Genomic DNA, 18,582 nt, shown 5'->3' with positions numbered 1-18,582 from the left:
AGGAGCTCACCAGCCTCTACCCGGCGCCGACGTTCATCCGCTCCGACAACGGACCGGAATTCATCGCCGAGGCCCTGCGGGACTGGTGCGAGGCCAGTGAGACCACCAGCACGGCCTACATCGAGCCCGGATCCCCGTGGGAGAACGGCTATGCCGAATCGTTCAACGGGCGATTCCGTGATGAGTTCCTCAACACCGAGCTGTTCAGCACCGCTCCAGAGGCTCAACTCCTGGCCGATCGCTGGCGCTGGGAGTACAACACGACACGCTCAGGCCCCCTCCGGCCCCACTCGGCCCTCCAGGGGCGTACGCCCCTGGAGGCAGCTCAACCAAGAGCTGCCGCATGACCAAGACCACCCACTCTCATAAGCACTGGACCGATAAAGGGGGTCACGTCACATCCATGGCGGCGGCCAGGTGCAGCAGGATGTTATGCCGACAACTTTAGGCTGTAAACATAAAAGTCCTGATCGCGAATCCAACCACCCTGCTCATAGAGGCTTTGAGCCGAGAGATTGGTGGTCGCAGTTGAAAGGGTCAGTCTTACGGCTCCGAGCTCCTTAGCGAAAAAAGCAGCTGCCTTAAGGAGCATGTTCGCAATGCCCTGCTTTAGATGACTCTCTACCACGTACAGATCATTGAGAATAAAGGTGCGTGCTAGTGAAACAGAGGAAAAGGATGGATAGAGCTGACAAAAGCCAACGGCAGTGCCCTCGGTAATCGCAATGAAGAGCACTGACTCTCCGTGGTTGAAACGCTCAAGCAGGAATCGTCTGGCGGCTTCAACATCGTTGTCGCTTCCATAGAAGACACGATACACATCCAATAGTGGTGCGAGAAGCAGCAGATCGCTGAGAGTGGCTTGCCGAGCTTGAACTTTATTCATGGCATCAGTATGTGGCATAACGCTGCCCCTGAGTGGCAGGCGAGGAGCCTAGGGAGGCGCAGCAGAGAGATGTTGGTGGCCTGTCCACTCGTGGGGCTTGTTGGCCGGCCCTCTCCGCTCAAGCAAGCAACTCTTCAAGCTCATCTCTTGTTATCTCAACATCGCGGAGGATCTTGGCCAGCAAGCCAGGTCCGATGGTTTCCCCAGAATGAACTGGAATCACGGTAGTGCGCCCATCAGCATGCCGAAGAAAGTGGTGACTTCCCTTGATTCGCTGAACATCGAAGCCAAGCTTCCGGAGCGCCACAATTAGGGCTTTACCTGTAACCGCCGAATATCTTGACACGTCTAGACTGTAACTCGCTGAACGCCAATGAAATCAAGTTGATCGACTTGGCCTTCCTGAACATCAAGGCATAGCTCAATTGCTTCCTTGATTCGATCCATTAACTCATCAAGAGAGCGGGCCTGTGTGTGGCAGCCGGATAGAGCAGGCACACTTGCCACGTAAAAGCCCTCTGAGTCTTTCTCTACAACCACATCGAACTGCTTTGCCATGGGAGCCACCTATCTCTCCATACGATAGCCCCAACACTGCTCCCCCAAACCGCCTCTCACTGGGACCGGCTAACGCTGCCCCTGAGTGGCAGGCAAGGAGTTTAGAGCGCAGGTGCCAATTCGGTGGCGGCCTGTCCACTCAAGGGGCATGTTCGAAGGTGTCGCACCTCCACATGGAGCATTAACAGACCTGCACCCCGCCAGCAAAGTTCAAGTCACCTCCGCTTCAGTTCTCACACTGGCGCTCAACTTCAGTCCAAGAGCCGTGACCACCTTCAGGATGGTGTCAAAGCTCGGGCTGCGTTCTCCAGACAAAGCTTTGTAGAGGCTCTCCCTGGAAAGACCCGAATCTCTGGCCACCTGAGTCATCCCCTGGGCACGTGCGATGTCGCCTAGAGCCTTTGCAATGAAGGCAGCATCTCCATCAGCCTCCTCGATGCAGGCTTCCAGATAGGCCGCAATGTCCTCCGGTGTTCGGAGATGCTCGGCAACGTCGTACAGAGTGGTCGTAGTTTTCATCAGGTCTCCTCCGTCAGGTTGTCTGCCAACAGAAGGGCCTCATCAATGTCCTTTGCTTGTGAGCGCTTGTCTCCGCCAGCCAAAAGGATGATCAAGGCGGTTCCCCTCTTCAGGTAGTAGACCCTGTATCCAGGGCCGTAGTTGATCCGCAACTCCGACACGCCGACCCCGACGGGCTTGACGTCACCAGGATTGCCGCCGATGAGACGCTCGATCCTGGCCAGAACCTTCGCCCGTCCTCTCAGATCACGGAGACCCGCGAGCCATCGGACGAACCGCTCTGTCTGGCGGACTTCAACCATCCACCAACTGTAGCCTCCTGGCTACGCCAGCGCAACGCTGCTTGCTGGCCCCATCAAGGTCGCTACATCCTTCGAACGACTCAGCTCAGCAGGCGGGGCCGTCGAGTGACGATGAACCCCAGAAAGCCTAAATGCGGCCCCGGTCTGCTCCAGTGCCTGGTTCGGCGTTGCACCGCCAATTCTCATGGGCCGTGCGACCAACCCAGAAGCCTCTTAGCCTTGTTGGAGTCGAAGAAGCTGCGGTTGCCGCTTAGATCGCCTTGAACAGGCACATTCGGGTAGTGAGCCTGAGCTAGTGCCAAAGACGGTCCACTCACGGCGGTATCCGGGGCGACGATGAAGAACACCTCATGCCCTTGGATGGGCGCTGTCAGAGCTAGCAAGCAAGCGCGGACCGCGGCATCCAATCGGGTGTATGCGGTCAAGGATTTCGCCGCATCCTCGGGCTTGTTGTATGTCTCGACCATCTCCGGGTCCGAGCGGTCGGCTACCACCCAATGGAAACGAAGGCTAACTACGGATACGTCCTCATACCGCCGAACAATGGAATCCGCCTGCGCCTCGCATATCCACTTGGACAGGCTGTACGGGTCTTCGTTGTAGGTCGGGTGATTCTCGTCGATCGGGAAGTAGTCGTAACGCGCCCGCCGACTGAACTTATGCCCGATGGCGTTCACGCTCGACGCTTGGCAGATCCGCGTCATACCCACCTCAACGGCCCCGAGCAGAGCATTGTAGCTCCCGACGACGTTCGTATTGTGGATCACATGGGCGAGATGGCCGTCAGGGTTTGCTATCGCGGACAAATTAATCAGCGCTTCACTTTCGCGAAGCGCCTCCACCAACGGTGCGTAATCGGTCACATCAACCTGTCTGAACGGCACCCTGGCGGCGGCGCTCCTGAACGGGGGCGGAACGCAGTCGATGTTGACGAAGGTGTGTCCTTGCTGGAGCCCCGCTTCGATCACGGCTCGCCCGATCAAGCCACTGCCACCTGTAATCGCTACACGCATCGTTTCTCCTCGGCCGCCGAACGCTCACGATCACCTGCCCGCCAATTGCTATTTGGCTATTGCCCAGACCCTGAGAATGGCGGGTCAGGTGCATCGTGTTGTTCGAAGGCCCGAAATCCCAGCCAATCAACCTGAATACAATAGTCTGTAGACCTTTTGTGTTGTAGCGTCTACCATAAATTATGGCCTCGATTCCACTTGCAGATTCATACTGCCATTAAGAAAGCTCGTGAGGACGCTCATCTTTCACAAGAGCACCTCGCAGACCTTGCTGGCATACACCGAACCTATGTTAGCCAGCTTGAAAGGGGAATCAAGGTTCCTACACTTACCATTCTTGAAAGAATATGCTCTGCACTCTCAATCCGTGTCAGCGAGTTAGTTGCGATGGCCGAGGCCATGGATGATGTACATTGTCAATAAAGCGTTTCTGATTGAACCTGGTTTTCGAATTGACGTAGAATGCATTGAAGAAGCGCTTCTGGCCACAAATCTAGAGTTACTGAGCCTCCCACCTTCTCTTTATAAATGTATCGATTATAAAACTGTATCTTCAATGGTTGGGGCTTTGTTTTGTGATGCGATCGCCACGCGGTCGGACGGCATTGTGAATCCAATTGAAAAAGGACATCCCGATATAGTTCCATCTACTGCGTCTTCCGCATCGGAGGCTCAACTTAGAAACTATCCTGCAGGACTGGAAGTCAAGTCGACAGTGGGCAATATTATTAAAGGCGCAAATCTCAGGGCTGGTGAAATGCGTATTAAGCACCTGACGGGTATCACCTGGCAGGCACACCATAGAGAGGTTCGAGAATTAATGGGCCTGGTTTGGGATTTTTGGAATCTCAAAGATGGATTCAACTATCCGGGCATTACTGGTATATTCTATTCATCAGATCTTGATGTCGAAGACTGGGGTGCAATAAGCGGAACTACTGGCAGGAATACCAAGGTCTCAGGGATGCTCAAATCAGGAAAGGATAAGATGGGGAAGGGATGGGTAGCAATACTTAGTCTAGGTGGCTATCCAGAGGCCTTCTCATCGCTGCTTAATACTCCACTGAGGGCCAATGAATAGGCTTTTATGCAACAATGGCATCACTGAAGAGATCTTGTTGCGAGCAGACTGTCGTTGATCGATGATAGATTCTTTCCATGCTTCTTTTACCCGCAACACCTGGGAGATTAAGAAGCCTTCGGAATGGCATATAATCACCATTCTCTCCTTCGCAGCAGATAACCTGACCTTTACGTTGGCATGCCCAATCGGCAAGATTCTTATAGTTAAGGAGGGAGCTACCATAGGCATAGCCATCCCCGGGTGAATCCTTGTATGGCGGATCAATAAACCATGTCGCCTCAATGTCAGGTGCAAGGCTGTAATCTTCAGCGATTAATTCCCAATGTTTTATCTTGTACAGATCAGCGGCCATGAGTCGTTTGCTAATCTCCCAATTACGCTCCAAAACAGGGGTGACCTTGATCGTCTTATACTTGAACGCCATTTTGGTAGCAGCATGAATGATATGAAGGAATTCCGAGCTACTCTCGCCTACCTTCAGAGCTGGCAACCCGCGGATCTCACCTGATGTTGCATCGTTGATGAGCCATTTCCATATTTCAGCGACTCTCTCGTCACGCTCTACAAGGATTACCCTTTTCTTCCAATTATTTCCGTATAGTGAATACGCAGCCGCACCGGCAAAAGGCTCTACGATGGCTTCGAGCTCTGATGCCGGATAATACCTAGCAATTTGCTTCTTCCGTCCGTAGTAGTAGAACAAGAGCGACACTGCCTTGGTGCTTCTTGAATACTATCGTCTTCGGCGTCCTGTGTCAACCGTGTACTTGCTTGGATCAGGATGATATGCCAACTGGCCCTTCGAACGCTCGCCATCACCTGGCCGCAAGGAGATATTGGGACAAACAGGGATCATGTGGCGGCGGCTCAGGTGAATGGCGATGTTAGAAGTCAGTCCTTAAACTTTTCAAAGTACGCAGGATCTACATCATAAACAGTTCGCTTGAATACACCCAGCTCAACCCTCTGGAACATCTCAACCAATTTGTCGCCGTCGACAAGTTCGACTTTAGGTGCGCCCTCCCTGCTCGCTTCCTGGATAGCCGCATTGCTAAACCCGGATGTGGTGAGGATGATTCCTTTTTCAGCGCGACCAAGCATGGTATTTCTGAAATCACCCACTTGTGCGCGAGATACAAGGTTGCCTTTTGCGTATCGCTTGCATTGAAAGAGGTCTCTAAAGCTCACGAATGGGTTGATCTCAAGTGTTCCATAGCCATCGATGCCTCCATCAGCAGAGCCACCTGTGACTTCAACGTTCTCAAAACCTGACTCTCTAAGAAGCTCTCTGCAGACCTTCTCAAACCCTGTAGGACTGATGGACCTCAGGGTACTCAAAAGATCAAGCTTCTGATCATCTTCTGGATCATCTGAGATGGCTCCAGCCGGGAGCACTTCCTCTTCAGTTTCCTGCACACCTCGCTTCTGCTTTCGATTCTCTGCGTGAATGGAAACCCACTTCAGGAAGATGTCTCGTGCTTCCTTGTCACCAAGATGAGCAGTGCGCCCCTTCTCTGTGAGTGTCCAAGTTCCATGCTTGGATGAATCCAGGAGCCCTTCCCACACTAAATACTGCCTGGCCCAAGCAACCTGATTATGAAACTTACTTCCACCTGACTTGAGTGTCTGATCGAGCAACTCATCAGGCAGGTTAAGGTTTTTCGAAATGCGTGCAGAGACTTCCCTTGGTCGTCCTGAATCGCCAAGATCCCGAAGGGCATCAAGCAAGGGGCCAAACCACCGAATGAATTCAGCTTGGGCTTTCTTTGCCATTAAGAACAGGAATCCTCATCAGTGTAGTTGCCGGTAGCTCAGCCTGCCTCCCTGTACTTCTAACGCTGCCCCTGAGTGGCAGGCAAGAAGCTATTGCTATCGAAGCGGACTCGACGGCGGCCTGTCCACTCAAGGGGCTTGTTCGAAGGTGTCGCCTCTCCACAGGCAGCGTTTGCGGATCGACAACTCGCCAGCAGAGCTCAAATCACCTCCGCTTCATTTCTCACACTGGCGCTCAACTTCAGTCCAAGGGCCGAGACGACCTTCAGGATGGTGTCAAAGGTCGGGCTGCGCTCTCCAGACAAGGCCTTGTAGAGGCTCTCCCTGGAAAGTCCTGAATCTCTGGCCACCTGGGTCATCCCTTGGGCCCGTGCGATGTCGCCCAGGGCCTTGGCAATGAAGGCAGCATCTCCATCCGCCTCCTCGATGCAGGCTTCCAGGTAGGCAGCCATCTCCTCCGGTGTGCGTAGATGCTCGGCAACGTCGTAGGGGCTGGTCGCGGTTTTCATCAGATCTCCTCCGTCAGGTTGTCTGCCAACAGAAGGGCCTCATCAATGTCCTTGGCTTGTGAGCTCTTGCCTCCGCCAGCCAAAAGAATGATCAAGGTGCCCCCCCTTTGCAGGTAGTAGACCCTGTACCCAGGGCCGTAGTTGATCCGTAACTCCGACACGCCAGCCCCAACGGGCTTGACGTCACCAGGATTGCCGCCGATGAGGCGCTCGATCCTGGCCTGAACCTTCGCCCTGCCCTTCAGATCACGGAGACCTGCAAGCCACTGGACGAACCGCTCTGTCTGGCGGACTTCAACCATACCCGAACTGTAGCCGCCTGGCTACGACCTCGCAACGCTGCCTTGCTGGTTCCCATCAAGGACGACACATCCTTCGAACGCTTGCCATCACCTGACCGCCGAGAGCCAGGAAGTTCAACAAAGATCATCAGGTGGCGGCTCAGGTGTATGGCATTGTTAGCCGATATCCCACCAGCATCACAGATCACCTGGTTTGAGTCCGGTGTGCTTGGTGATTCGCGACAACATCCTGGGGCCAATTTCCTCGCCATCATGGAATGCAAAGACATAGTCCGGAAAGTCAGCGTGTTCAAGGGTCTTGTGAGATCCTGACTGACGCTTAACTCTCCATCCAATGGACTGCAAGACAGTCAATACTTTCATGGCTTTGGCTGAGGGCCAATTGCTCATGCAGGTAGTGGAAGCGAAAACTGGATGCTGATTGGCTCGGATTCACCATTCTCAAGCCGATCTGCGATAATACGAAGGGCTAGGACTTCGGCCTTTGACATCGCATCAGCAGACGAACTTCCATAAGCAAGGACCCCAGGCAGCTCCGGCACCTCGGCGATCCAACGTCCGTCGACTTCTTGTTCACACTCCAGCGTGAAATTCATTTCTACCTGCATGCTCATTCCACTTTAGCCAAAACCCCGGTTTTTTGCGCATCCATCCCTTGGCCCAGCCAGCCAGCCTTCCCAGAGATTCGGCTAACGCCCAAGATCAGCGGCGGCAAGATCTCCCATCAATTCATGCAGCGCCTTTGGCGCCGCCCGCTGCATCTTGATGTTCGACGCCATGCAAGCCATGCCTCAAGGACAAACGTCGAAGTACTGTGACATCTGAGTTACTAGGCTCTTTGCTGTTGCCTGTTCCATAGATGGTGCATTCAATGATCTACAGTGAACTGCGCTTTTGTGAGCTACATCACCCCTATTCTTTCCGTAGCTATTAAGACTGGCAGAAAGAGCTACGTCAATTTCATCTATGGTCTTGCCGGCAAAAATTGAGAGCTTTGCAAATGATGCGGACTTAACCCCGTTGTTATCAGAAATAGCAGACTTGGCGCCTGAGGCTAGCTCGCGTACAAACAGACAGAATTTGCTGACATCTAAACTCTCGCCAGATGGGAGTGGCCTGCTTAATGCTACTGCAAGCAGTAGAAGTGCCGGCTTTGAACGCATCCAAACTGTAGAGCCGCGCGCCATAGCTTCAATCTCTGAAATATTCTCGGTCGCTTTCGCTTCGAGAAACTGCTCAATCTCTGCATGAACGAGAAGGCGAAATGCCGCTAGCCGATCTAGATCGGGCTGAAACGTAATCGGGTCAGCGAGCTCGCTTGCAACTTGATCGTCGACAAACTTCTGTGAAAGAGCCTCAACTCGCTCGCTTAGGTGCTTGAAGTGCGCACAGCTCTTCGGCATTGCTAGACAACCTTATGCGCTTCCTTGTCATAACTGAGACCGATCGATTCACACAGGGCTTCACCCCAGCGATCTATCCGCTGCAATGTTGCGTGAACGGACTTGGTCGTCTTCTCGATAACATCTCGAAAATCCCTATCTTGACATGTCATCTTAAATGCTTCGACAATTGCAAGTTCCTTGCCAGTCGAAGCATCCACCACTGCTCGAGTAGCAAAGAACCGAACAATACAATCAAAGATGGCTCGATTGATGACACGCTCATACCTATCACCAAGCCATTTCTTGAAAGTGTCAGTCCCGAAGATGGAGTGCGCGGTGTTCAACGCCATGTCGAGTCGAGCTAGGGCTTCCAATGCCTCGCCCTGACGAGTCGTCCAATCATCTTCAAAATACTGAGTTGTATTGTCCAATAACTCTTTGAAGTTGCCACGATAATCAGATAGGCTCCTGTCAAATGCTATGAAGCGCAAAACCAGTTCAGAGTCTCGCATACGCTTATCGAGCTTGTCTCCAAAGATCACTTTGAATGCAGTACTCGCAAGCAAGTATTCTTCAATGGCGTCGAGTAAGTTGCTTCCCACTAATGCCTTTCTGAGTTCTTGAGGCGACAAAGGCAAGCTGCCACTGTTTAGCCGAAAGAATGCTGCATATAAAAAGTTATCGTCAGTCCAATTTCGAATAAGTGTTGATCGTAGTGTCGCATTCTCTAGGTACTCCCGATCTTCAGAAGGAAGGCTATCGAAGGAGATGCCATTTAACTCGGGTCTGATGTCGAGTCCCTTGAGAGTAAAGCTGTTTGTGATGAACTGGTTAATGGAGACGAGTCTCTGCTTTCCATCAATCACGATAAACCGGCCACGATGGACCCGGTTATCGGCGAGAACGATGTTAGGTACCGGCAGGCCGACAATAATTGACTCAATAAGGCGGCTCTTGCGTACATCGTCCCATGCGACACGTCTCTGGAATCCAGGCTGAAGATCAATGTTCCCCTTCAGTATCTGAGAGTTGATAGTCTCAATCGTCCAGTCCGCGCTAAGAACAACTGCATCTTTGAAAGAGATATGCTGATGAATATCACCCTCATCTTCTTGCTGGTCATCAGGAATGATGGAAGTTTCATTTGTCATGGATTGACTCACTACCATGGGTAATCAGCATTGTATTCAAGCCCCGTTGGCAACACCGCACTACCCTACCGCTTTCAGGAGGGGGCACGGGATCAATCGCAGTGCCGTCGAACGCTCCAGATCAGAAGCGGGCCGAGATGTTGGGCAAGAAACTAGCGTAGGCTCTCGTCTTCTGCATCTGGATGTTCGGCGGCCTTTGCCTATGCTCAGAATCAATCTGATGTTTTGTCATTCTAAATCTATAAGTGCCTGGTCGAACCAACCAATCCCGTCCTGTGATGCAAGTAACCTGTCAGCTTTCTTCAGATCAAGGAGAACCTGACGACCACGGAGTAGATACTCCCTTCGATCGCTAATCGATAGCAAGGAATCCAGAGAGCTCACTTTTCTGCAGCAGACAGCAATGTCCACTTGCCATTGGGTGCTCGTCGAATCCTGCTGCGTAAGATCTTCGGCAATCTCCAGAGCTGCTTGATAGGAGCGTAGTGCCCCTTGCTTGTCACCCTGTTCCAACAGCGCGTAACCGATGTTCCTGTTGCTAACGAAAAATTGGTGCCGCCACTGTGTGTTAGTTGGATTCTGCAGCGCAAGGGCCTTTGTGATCACTAAGCCTGCCCGGTAAGCTGTCAGCGCTTTGCTTGAATCACCTAGCTTCATCAGCACATCACCGAGCCGCTCTTGGCTTATGGCTAGATCGCTCTGCAGCTGCATGTTGTACTGATCTCGTGCTGCTAGGGCTTCGTTTGTTTCTATTACTTGCTGATAAGTCTTTAGTGCTGCAGGGATATTGCCCAGCTTGAATTGGACATCGGCAACCAAGCTTTGGCTGATGAAGAGATCGCGCTGCCACTCTGCGTTGGCGGGATCACTTTCCACAAGGGTCCTTGTAATCGAGAGGCCCTGCTGGTATGCCTTCAGCGCCTTAGGATCTTCGCTCTGAGCCAACTGCGCATTACCGATCTTTCTGTGGATTACCGACAGACTGTTCAGCCATTGCGTATTGGTCGAATCCTGATCAGCCAAGGCTTCGGTAATCTTCAATGCGGCTTGGTATGCGCTGAGCGAACCGACGTTGTCGCCCTGCGTCAACAGCACACTTCCGATCCGCTCGTGAATCGCAGAAAGTCCGCTCTGCCATTGCGTGTTGGCGGAATCATACCTAGCAAGATCCTCGGCAATCTTCAGGGCGGCTTGGTATAACATGCGTGCTCCGATGTTGTCGCCTGCTCTCAGGAATACATCACCGATCTTGAGCTTGCTTACAAAGAGATCGTGCTGCCACTCTGTGTTGGTTGGATTCTGCTGCGCAAGGGTCTCCCTGATCGCCAGGCTCGCCTGATGTGACACCATCGCTCTAGTGTCTTCGCCCTGTTGCTGCAGCACATCACCGATCCGCTCTTGGCATATGGCGAGTTCACGCTGCAGTTGCGTGTTGGTCGAATCACGCCTCGCGAGGTCTTCGGTGATCGCGAGGGCGGCTTGGTATGAGCTGAGCCCTCCTGGGGTGTTGCCCTGCGCTATAAGGACATCAGCTATATTGCTTTGGCTCATCGAGTGATAGAGTCGCCACTGGGTGTTGGCCGGATCCCGTTCAATAAGGGCCTTTGTGATCGACAGGCCCTGCTGATAAGCCTCTAGTGCCCTTTGGCTGTCACCCCGCGCCTTCAACACATAACCCAGGCCGTTGTATCCCAACGCTTCGAACGTCTGCTCGCGCTGCTCACTAGCCTGGGTGATCACATTGCCAAATATTTCACTGGCCTTATCCAGTGAACCAAGCCTGATCCAGGCATCACCTAGTTGGAGAGCTGCCGAAAAATCATCGGGCAAGGCATCAAGTGCTTTGTTGAAAAATACCACCGCCTTTCTAAGATCACCCCGCGCCACCGCCAGGCTGGCGACGTTGCGAGCCGATTCTCCCATCTTTTTTTGTTCTGCTGCCAGTAGTTGAGAAGCCGCGTCGATGAGCCGCTCGCTGCTCTCCACCTCACGCTCAAACTCCTCTTCCGCAAGAAGGCTGTTGCCTTCTGCCAAGGCCTCAAAGGCTGCTTTCAGGCCAGCCCGCTCGTTGGAAGGAGCTTCTGCAACCCTGCTCAACATTGCATCTAGGGCTTGCTGTTCCCCCGCTTTGCCTACGGTCGAGAGATCTTGGCCCTTGGCCGTTGCCGCCAGGCCTCGCTTAGCTCCTGCCATCCGCGACAGCCACTCTTCCAGATCTGGCTGTGCTGCAAGCCCCGTTGCCTCCGCGATCGCCTCGATCAAGCGCCGGGTGTCGTCATCCCAGCCACTTTCACTGAGCTCAAGCACATTCCATTCACCCAGGAGAGGCTGCAGCACAGCAGGAAGCTGAGCTGTGTGGATCGCCCTGAGCTGTGCTTCCTCCACCAGAACCGGCACCACTGTCATCTCCTGGCGCTCCCCGCCCGCAAGTGCCGTCTCCAGCTCATAACGGACCATGTCGGTTGGATCGTTGAGCCTCGGAAGATTGGTGTCATCGGCCCAGCGGCTACCGATCACCGCCACGCAGGCGGTGCTGGCCGCCAGGGCCAGATCGATCTTCTCTCGCCACTTGCCGGCCCCAATGCTGGCGACATCGCGGAAAACCCGCTCTCTCCCGAAGCCGATCCGCAACCAGTCCCACACCCGCCCGCTGGCACCACGGGCGTCATCACGGCGGTAGCTGATGAAGATGCAGTCTCTGGAGCGACCTGGAGATGAGACCACGATGGAGTGTCAGCAGATTGAAGTAATCATTGCAGTGGTTGTTTGAGATGGTTATCTCCCTTGAGCGAGTGTGTTTTCAGATAACAGTAAGAAGATCTCAGATCAGTGCAGATAGAGCGTCATCTGGCCCACCGAACGCTGCCATCACCTGGCCGCAAGGAGAGATTGGGACATCCAATGCTCATGTGGCGGCGGCTCAGGTGAATGGCGATGTTAGGTGCTATCACGATACTTTGGAAGAACACTGGAGAAGCTAGCTGCTAAAGCAATGATCTCTCCTTGAACCCCTGGTGTTCCGTTGAGTAAGCCGATCTGCGTAAAGGCAAGCACGCAAAGCCCGTTGCTCATTCGAAATGTTTGGTCGACGAGCTCTGGTGGCCACCCGAACTTCGTGTGAACCACTGCGTGAAGACCAGCATGTACGAATGAATTAAGTGGACGCCATGCCGAGCCCTTGAATTCATTTAGAGCGACCATCAGATTCCTCAAACTGGGAATCTCTTCCAGATCTTTAAGCATTTTTGCAGCAAGGGGAATATTTTTTGCGCCTTGCGCCGTCTCAGCCGTAAGACTCTTTATGGATAGACGTTTGATTTCATTCTCACTTGCGCAGTGCAAAGTCCACACACTTCTGACAAGAGACTCGAATTGGCTACGAAGGCAAACCGTTGCTCCGAGTAGCTGGTCGGCTGAACACAGGATTCTCACCGATCGTGCAATTTCAAGAGCTGTGTTTGCGAGCGTGGCACTCAGCTCAATTCGCGCAGACTCCTCATAGAGGGGCTGATCAGTCACTTCAGCGAGGATTCTAAACAGTTCTTCTGCTCTTTTGACATCAATCATTAAGCCTTCCTCAAGCACCTAACGCTCGCCATCACCTGGCCGCAGTGTTCTAAAGGTGCATTCAGAAATCATTTGGGGGCGGCTCAGGTGAATGGCGATGTTAGATTGCTTTCAGCCACCATACCTACGCATAAAGAGGCCCACAGCTTCAAGCATCATATTTATCCGCTTTCTGTCTTCCACTTGATCCCACTCTCCATGAGCGGCGTGATTACGAAGCCCTCCCCATGAAGAGATATCTTTAGTGTCTTGTTTTGTAATCAGATCATTCTCCTTAAGAAGTTGCGAATATGAGTCAAGAGACGGTTTCTTGTTCCCAAGACTGATGTTGGCATTTTCGAGCCAAGTCCTAAGAAACTCCTCAAGCGCCGCGCCAATCAGGACTGCTGGCGCTGCTGGGTGAACCTTCTGCTGTTCAAGTAGTAGTCTTGCTTGATCCAAAATGTCAGATACTGTATCAAGCTGTGCCTGGCGTGTAGGCGTAGTTCCTTCATGAAGACCTGCCTTAAGATATCTGACGAATCCAGTCAAGCTCTCATTTGCCAGCTTGCCAAGATACTCACCATTATGCTTTCCATCCAAGCACTGCTTCAAGCTAGTGAAGAACTCGCTCTTCTCCCCGGCATAGACTCTAAGAAACTCAGCAGCCTCTGTCACATAGCCCTGAGATGCGGCTGGATCCTCACGAATGGATGAAACAAGCCTTTCTTCAATGACGGCGACAATTCTTTGCGCCTGCTCAATTAGCAAGTTGGTATCCATGGGGTCAATCTAACGCTCAAGATCAGCGGTGGGAAGGATGTAAACGGAAATATCAGAATCACTTGGCCTCCATCCGCTGTATCTTGATGTTAGGTGGCATTATTAAATGTGTCCGAATGATCTTTCGCGTATTTCACAAGCCACCCTTTAGGGGTTACTTGAATTGTCTTTCGTCGCTTATCGCCTTCGTCTTGTGTGCTAACAAGTAGCCCAGAATCCTCTAGGTCTTTAACGTGCGGACGCAGGGCCATTGAGCTATTGAAATTAAACTCTTGAAAGTCACTAGGAGAGAAGACGCCACCAAGATCAATCGCAACAGAAAAAACTTCCCAAGCACGTGGTTTTAGTACCGACTCTGCGGCAGTGAGTGCAGCTAGCGCTTCTGCGTTTAACCACTCACTAAATACTCTGCGCTTTTCGTCGAGAGTTTGTGGAATTCTATGTTCAGCCACCCATTGACAAAAATTATCTGCCCTTCCCAGCGTGCTACGAAGGTTGCGATGCAATATAATGTATAAAGTCTCAAAATCTTCCAAGCACAATGGCATATAAAGATCTTTGCCCTCCGAGCCGGCATAAGCAGTAAGGCGTGAATGGTATATCTGCGCAGACAAGGCATCATCAACACCGCCAACTTCAATTGGTGCATGAAGGAATCCCTCAAGCCTTGGAGAGGAAACAGTTCCTAAGACGATCCCGAGAGCTCCACACAAAACCCAGCGAAGACCTGGCAAGACTAAAAGCCTGTCCCTAAGTTGCTCAAGCAGTTGACGGACCTTATCTGAGGTTTGCAAAAGCTCCAGATTATCGATTACACAGATGACTCCGCCATCATTCTGAGTGGGAAACAACTGCTGGAGCCACAACTCAATTTCCTTTCGAAAACCACTGCGCTCAAAACCAGATGAAGTATTCGATTCTGAATTCCCACCGATATTTGCTCCATTCCCTGCTATCGAAAAACCTCCTTGCAATGTACTGATCTGAGGTGAGTTCAACCACTTGTCAATAGGCCCAGTCTTGATCGAGACTCCTAAGCCTTGAATTGCCTTGGCCCGATCAATCAGAGTCTGGGCCACTGCCATCAAGACCTCGTCAATAAACTCATCAGCCCCCTTGATAGTGTCCAGCTGGAAAACCTTGTTGCATGGGATAAGCAAAGGGCCATTCCATCCTGACAAGCAATTGTGATACGCCTTGAATGCAGCTACATTGACGAGGCTTGTCTTGCCGACACCATTCAGACCTTCAACAGTCGCAATCTTGGGCGGATTGAACAGTTTTCTTGAGAGGCTTGCGAGTTCTTTCTCTCGCCCAATGAGCAGATTCTCTCCTAACTCAGAGGGTGGAAGCGGGGTTACTTGGAATGGTGAATCGACAAATCCCCATTCTTGATAGATGTTCATTTTCTGTGCGTATCCAAATGGCCGTTTGTACACAGTTTAGCGATTGACTCTCGGCTCTGCCAAGCTGCCTTGGGCGGCCCACCTAACGCTCCAGATCAGAAGCGGGTATGCGCCCGCTGCTGAATCACACGCAATACTGTATCCCGCCTTCTGAATCTGGTTGTTAGATTGCATCTTAACCGGGACCCAGATTGATGTCTTGACATTCCATGGCTCTTAGAACAGGTACAAGGAAGTTTGGAGTCTGCTGTGCTGGCTTGTCATAGCCTTTAGTAAGCAACTGGAGAGTCGGCAAAGAATCCTCAGACGCTCTCAAGATTCTCCACGTCACATCCTCTATCTTCCCCGATGAGTCGACTCCGATCACCTGAAGACATTCGTCAATAATTGGCATTTCCCTAATTGCATCTATTGCAAAATTCTGGATTTTCCTAACCCAGAGCTCTCCAATGAAAATCAATCCAGCCGGCTTTACAGCAGAGACCTTGTCTGCCAAGCGCCTCCAGAATATATACTTATCTGCTTGATCCTCAAAATGGACACCGGTAATATCAAGCGGTCTCCAGGTTGCATCAAACAAGAGAAGAAGAAAGACATGATTCCCTTGGCTTTCAAACATAGCCTTGGCGAAACGCGAATACCATTGCACTGCCTCGCCTAGATTACTTGGTTTTTGTCCAGACTCTTTCGCTTGCTGAATGGAAATTCGGAACTCATCTGGTGGGGAGTAGTCAGCAGGCTGTTCATAGCTTTGGTGCATAAATCTACGAGACTTCCGATCTCTAAGCTTGATATACTGAGGCAAGATCGCATTCTCCCTTAGCGCAGACATGCTTGAAGGACTAGGAACATCACCAGGAAGCTGCGAACCAATATGCTCCGCAAGAGCTTGGCAGCTTCTGTACACTTGATTATAAATATAGACAAATGCATTCAACATCTCCCATTCCTGTAGAGAGTTTGCAATCCACTGTCTTTCTATGCGAATGACGGCCGCATCAGATACACCGGTTGGAAGACTCTTCTCGGAAAGCCGAACCAATTTCTTGATTCCAGCCGTAAGAAGCTCTTTTCGTCTAAACCTAATTACCAAGTCCTGTTCTTCTAGGTAAGAAAAGAGAAGTACTGCTTCTAGTGTGCTAAATGTTTCTAGGTCGCCTTCCTTCTCGATCTTGTTTCGGGAATCTTTGGCCCACGTCATCAATTCGTCGGTCTTCCATGGTTTAATGACACATGAATCGTACCAAGCCTCAAAATTAGAAATCGACGCCTTATTCTTTTGAATAATAAAAGTTATAGTCCTTGACGTCTGCAAATACTGATTACTGCTTATTCTGAATTTGTCTGGATCATAGTAGTTTTGGCAACAATCCGACAAAATACTAGAAAGATCTATCAGTCTGCGCTCCCATGGCTTCATGTCACATCACTCGCGAGCAAACCATTACTGTCAATCTAACGCTCACCATCACCTGGCCGCAAGGAGATTGTGCTTATCACGGCCTTCATGCGGCGGCGGCACAGGTGCATGGTGATGTTAGGTGCCAGTCAACGAGCATACCTGGGTCTCCTGAGAGACATAAAGAAATTCCACCTTGGCATCACGAGCAACCAACCTGGTCTTTTCTAGAGATTTGAGCGTCATTCGCTCTTCAAGAAAGGGTGCAGTATCTATGACCATCATGACTGGGATGAAGTCACCTCCCCGTCCGCGTGATTCTTCTCTGTGAGCCTGCAGCTTCAAGATGTCTCCAATGATCTCACCTGGCCCAAGTCGCCCACCAGCTCTCTCCGAAGCTTTGAGCTCAATAGCGAGCAGCAAGGACTCCATCGTCAATTCATGGTTTCTGCGACGCCAGTCTCCAGCGACTGCCTCCGAGAAAACACACACATCCGGAATTGGCTCAAACCCACCGTGGTACTCTACTTTCTTGCGCTTATCCAGCTCCCGGAAAAGCTCAGTGGATGGGTCAGAAATCCACATTTTTACGTTCATTCCAATTTGGCTAAGAGGGATTGATCCGTAAAGCCGGAGACAGTGATAAACCATTGCCTGGTAGTGCAACTCAGAGCCAAGTACAAGACGTGTCTCTTCAACGATCGCTGGCCATGCGCTTACCAGAGCTGCTACGGCCTCATCCTGGCTCTTCATCAGCACCTAACGCTGTTTCGGCGGTACGACCATCCTGCCAAGCCCATCCACTCCTTCAGCCCATCACTCTTGCCATTGTACTTTATTCATTGGTTTTGGCTCTCTAGCACTGGTTTATCGGTAGGCATTTAGCTGAGAATACATGCATGACACTGTCAGCCTATCTCCACCGTCATGTTCAGAGCAGGTCCGCCGGGCTCAGTACCCCCGTCGGCCCTCGATTGAGGACATGCGTGTAAATCATTGTCGTCTTGACATCGCTATGACCCAACAGTTCTTGGATTGTGCGAATGTCCTGACCCCGTTCGAGCAGATGGGTGGCAAATGAATGCCGCAGCGTGTGACAAGTGGCCGGTTTGCTCAGTTCTGCTGTCCTCACGGCTGTGTGCATCGCCCGTTGCACGATTGAGGGGTCGATGTGGTGGCGTCCCTGTCGACCGCTTGTCCGGTCCTTCCAGCGTTGTGCTTGTGGGAAGACCCACTGCCAGCTCCATTCCCGTGAGGCGTTGGTGTACTTCATCTCCAGCGCCTGGGGCATCTCAACGGCCCCCCAGCCGCGCTCTAGATCCGCTCGGTGGATCTCCTTCACCCGCTTGAGGTGTTCCTGAAGGGGTCTGATCAATCGTTCGGGAATCATTGTTACCCGGTCCTTGCCACCCTTTCCATCCCGCACGGATAGCTGCCGCTGTTGGAAGTCCAAGTCTTTGATGCGCAGTCTCAGTGCCTCCATCAGGCGCAGACCGCTGCCATAGAGCAGTTTGGCAATCAATTGATTGCTCCCCTCCAAATGATCGAGCACCTGGCGCACCTCCTCCAGCGTCAGCACCACCGGCAATCGCTGCCGTCGGCGGGCCCTTACCAGGCCCTTCAGGTCCACGTCCTCAACACCCATCACATGGCGGTAGAGAAACAGCAGGGCTGAAAGTGCTTGGTTCTGTGTTGAGGCGCTGACCTGACCTTCGGTGGCCAGATGGCTGAGGAAGGCATTGATCTCGACTGCTCCCATCTCCCGCGGATGGCGGAGACCATGAAAGTGAAGAAACCGTTTCACCCAGTGGGAATAGCTTTGTATGGTGCGCCTGGCGTAATGACGCACAACCAGCTCTTCCCGGTAGCGGTCCATCAGCCGGATCGGAGGGTTTGAGGTCATCAGCTCTGATTGAAGTTGACCTCAGTGTTCCCATGGCCGGTACCTGGGCCCTTTCGCCGTTGG

At 52.0% G+C, this 18,582-nt stretch carries 24 protein-coding genes; 3 read left to right on the top strand and 21 right to left on the bottom strand.

The features are described from left to right. The coding region (locus KBY88_RS14280) for an integrase core domain-containing protein (RefSeq protein ID WP_254940608.1) at positions 1 to 347 on the top strand (347 nt) is incomplete at its 5' end. An 83-nt stretch (positions 348 to 430) separates the two neighbouring features. Here the strand turns inward: KBY88_RS14280 and KBY88_RS14275 are convergent. The 6 genes from KBY88_RS14275 to KBY88_RS14250 all read right to left on the bottom strand — a co-directional run bounded on the left by KBY88_RS14275 (position 431) and on the right by KBY88_RS14250 (position 3,278). After that, positions 431 to 886, bottom strand: a complete 456-nt coding sequence (locus KBY88_RS14275) for a GNAT family N-acetyltransferase (RefSeq protein ID WP_254940607.1) — start codon at positions 884 to 886, stop codon at positions 431 to 433. Between the two features lie 118 nt (positions 887 to 1,004). Next, the gene (locus KBY88_RS14270; protein ID WP_254940614.1) at positions 1,005 to 1,193 is read right to left on the bottom strand and encodes a type II toxin-antitoxin system HicA family toxin; all 189 of its coding nucleotides are present in this window, start codon (positions 1,191 to 1,193) and stop codon (positions 1,005 to 1,007) included. A gap of 41 nt (positions 1,194 to 1,234) precedes the next feature. Next, complete coding sequence (locus KBY88_RS14265; RefSeq protein WP_254940606.1) at positions 1,235 to 1,444, bottom strand: type II toxin-antitoxin system HicB family antitoxin; 210 nt, start codon at positions 1,442 to 1,444, stop codon at positions 1,235 to 1,237. A gap of 210 nt (positions 1,445 to 1,654) precedes the next feature. Further along, entirely contained in the window at positions 1,655 to 1,963 is a 309-nt protein-coding gene (locus tag KBY88_RS14260) for an addiction module antidote protein (protein ID WP_254940605.1), read from the bottom strand. Further along, a complete protein-coding gene (locus KBY88_RS14255) occupies positions 1,963 to 2,265 on the bottom strand; it encodes a type II toxin-antitoxin system RelE/ParE family toxin (protein ID WP_254940604.1) in 303 nt (100 codons plus the stop codon). The genes KBY88_RS14260 and KBY88_RS14255 overlap by 1 nt, the downstream gene beginning before the upstream one ends. Positions 2,266 to 2,447: 182 nt before the next feature. After that, the gene (locus tag KBY88_RS14250) at positions 2,448 to 3,278 is read right to left on the bottom strand and encodes an NAD-dependent epimerase/dehydratase family protein (RefSeq protein ID WP_254940603.1); all 831 of its coding nucleotides are present in this window, start codon (positions 3,276 to 3,278) and stop codon (positions 2,448 to 2,450) included. Between the two features lie 156 nt (positions 3,279 to 3,434). Here KBY88_RS14250 and relB point away from each other — a divergent pair, with 156 nt between their 5' ends. Both relB and KBY88_RS14240 read left to right on the top strand, forming a co-directional pair. Next, complete coding sequence (gene relB / locus KBY88_RS14245) at positions 3,435 to 3,701, top strand: type II toxin-antitoxin system RelB family anti-toxin (RefSeq protein WP_315858141.1); 267 nt, start codon at positions 3,435 to 3,437, stop codon at positions 3,699 to 3,701. Continuing rightward, positions 3,685 to 4,359, top strand: a complete 675-nt coding sequence (locus tag KBY88_RS14240; protein ID WP_254940601.1) for a hypothetical protein — start codon at positions 3,685 to 3,687, stop codon at positions 4,357 to 4,359. Before relB ends, KBY88_RS14240 begins: the two co-directional genes overlap by 17 nt. Before the next feature lie 4 nt (positions 4,360 to 4,363). On the opposite strand, the gene KBY88_RS14235 is transcribed toward KBY88_RS14240, so the two are convergent. The 15 genes from KBY88_RS14235 to KBY88_RS14165 all read right to left on the bottom strand — a co-directional run bounded on the left by KBY88_RS14235 (position 4,364) and on the right by KBY88_RS14165 (position 18,519). After that, a complete protein-coding gene (locus KBY88_RS14235; protein WP_254940600.1) occupies positions 4,364 to 5,065 on the bottom strand; it encodes a hypothetical protein in 702 nt (233 codons plus the stop codon). A 188-nt stretch (positions 5,066 to 5,253) separates the two neighbouring features. Further along, positions 5,254 to 6,135: a restriction endonuclease gene (locus KBY88_RS14230; protein WP_254940599.1), complete on the bottom strand. Its 882-nt coding sequence runs from the start codon at positions 6,133 to 6,135 to the stop codon at positions 5,254 to 5,256. A 200-nt stretch (positions 6,136 to 6,335) separates the two neighbouring features. After that, positions 6,336 to 6,644, bottom strand: a complete 309-nt coding sequence (locus tag KBY88_RS14225) for an addiction module antidote protein (RefSeq protein ID WP_254940598.1) — start codon at positions 6,642 to 6,644, stop codon at positions 6,336 to 6,338. After that, positions 6,644 to 6,946, bottom strand: a complete 303-nt coding sequence (locus KBY88_RS14220; protein WP_254940597.1) for a type II toxin-antitoxin system RelE/ParE family toxin — start codon at positions 6,944 to 6,946, stop codon at positions 6,644 to 6,646. The genes KBY88_RS14225 and KBY88_RS14220 overlap by 1 nt, the downstream gene beginning before the upstream one ends. A 177-nt stretch (positions 6,947 to 7,123) precedes the next feature. Continuing rightward, on the bottom strand, positions 7,124 to 7,309 hold the full coding sequence (locus KBY88_RS14215) for a type II toxin-antitoxin system HicA family toxin (protein ID WP_254940613.1): 186 nt from the start codon (positions 7,307 to 7,309) through the stop codon (positions 7,124 to 7,126). A gap of 23 nt (positions 7,310 to 7,332) precedes the next feature. Further along, entirely contained in the window at positions 7,333 to 7,560 is a 228-nt protein-coding gene (locus KBY88_RS14210; protein WP_254940596.1) for a type II toxin-antitoxin system HicB family antitoxin, read from the bottom strand. A gap of 177 nt (positions 7,561 to 7,737) precedes the next feature. Beyond that, a complete protein-coding gene (locus KBY88_RS14205; RefSeq protein WP_254940595.1) occupies positions 7,738 to 8,349 on the bottom strand; it encodes a hypothetical protein in 612 nt (203 codons plus the stop codon). A 2-nt stretch (positions 8,350 to 8,351) separates the two neighbouring features. Further along, positions 8,352 to 9,482: a DUF262 domain-containing protein gene (locus tag KBY88_RS14200; RefSeq protein ID WP_254940594.1), complete on the bottom strand. Its 1,131-nt coding sequence runs from the start codon at positions 9,480 to 9,482 to the stop codon at positions 8,352 to 8,354. 228 nt (positions 9,483 to 9,710) lie between these two features. Further along, positions 9,711 to 12,206 (bottom strand): toll/interleukin-1 receptor domain-containing protein, encoded by a 2,496-nt coding sequence (locus KBY88_RS14195; protein ID WP_254940593.1) that lies wholly within the window; start codon positions 12,204 to 12,206, stop codon positions 9,711 to 9,713. A 213-nt stretch (positions 12,207 to 12,419) separates the two neighbouring features. Next, positions 12,420 to 13,067 (bottom strand): DUF6988 family protein, encoded by a 648-nt coding sequence (locus KBY88_RS14190; RefSeq protein ID WP_254940592.1) that lies wholly within the window; start codon positions 13,065 to 13,067, stop codon positions 12,420 to 12,422. Between the two features lie 93 nt (positions 13,068 to 13,160). Beyond that, positions 13,161 to 13,811: a hypothetical protein gene (locus tag KBY88_RS14185; RefSeq protein WP_254940591.1), complete on the bottom strand. Its 651-nt coding sequence runs from the start codon at positions 13,809 to 13,811 to the stop codon at positions 13,161 to 13,163. Between the two features lie 89 nt (positions 13,812 to 13,900). Then, positions 13,901 to 15,217 carry a helix-turn-helix domain-containing protein gene (locus KBY88_RS14180; protein ID WP_254940590.1) on the bottom strand — a complete coding sequence of 439 codons (1,317 nt, stop codon included), beginning with the start codon at positions 15,215 to 15,217 and terminating at the stop codon, positions 13,901 to 13,903. 175 nt (positions 15,218 to 15,392) lie between these two features. Further along, positions 15,393 to 16,637: an Ea47 family protein gene (locus KBY88_RS14175; RefSeq protein ID WP_514130647.1), complete on the bottom strand. Its 1,245-nt coding sequence runs from the start codon at positions 16,635 to 16,637 to the stop codon at positions 15,393 to 15,395. A gap of 117 nt (positions 16,638 to 16,754) precedes the next feature. Beyond that, positions 16,755 to 17,369 (bottom strand): hypothetical protein, encoded by a 615-nt coding sequence (locus tag KBY88_RS14170; protein ID WP_254940588.1) that lies wholly within the window; start codon positions 17,367 to 17,369, stop codon positions 16,755 to 16,757. A 178-nt stretch (positions 17,370 to 17,547) separates the two neighbouring features. Beyond that, positions 17,548 to 18,519, bottom strand: a complete 972-nt coding sequence (locus tag KBY88_RS14165; RefSeq protein WP_254940587.1) for an integron integrase — start codon at positions 18,517 to 18,519, stop codon at positions 17,548 to 17,550. Positions 18,520 to 18,582: the final 63 nt, after the last annotated feature.

This window comes from Cyanobium sp. Morenito 9A2, from assembly GCF_024345575.1.
GTDB lineage: Bacteria > Cyanobacteriota > Cyanobacteriia > PCC-6307 > Cyanobiaceae > ATX-6F1.
The sequence above is the reverse complement of the archived record's forward strand: the minus strand, read 5'-3'. Positions and strand labels throughout refer to the sequence as shown.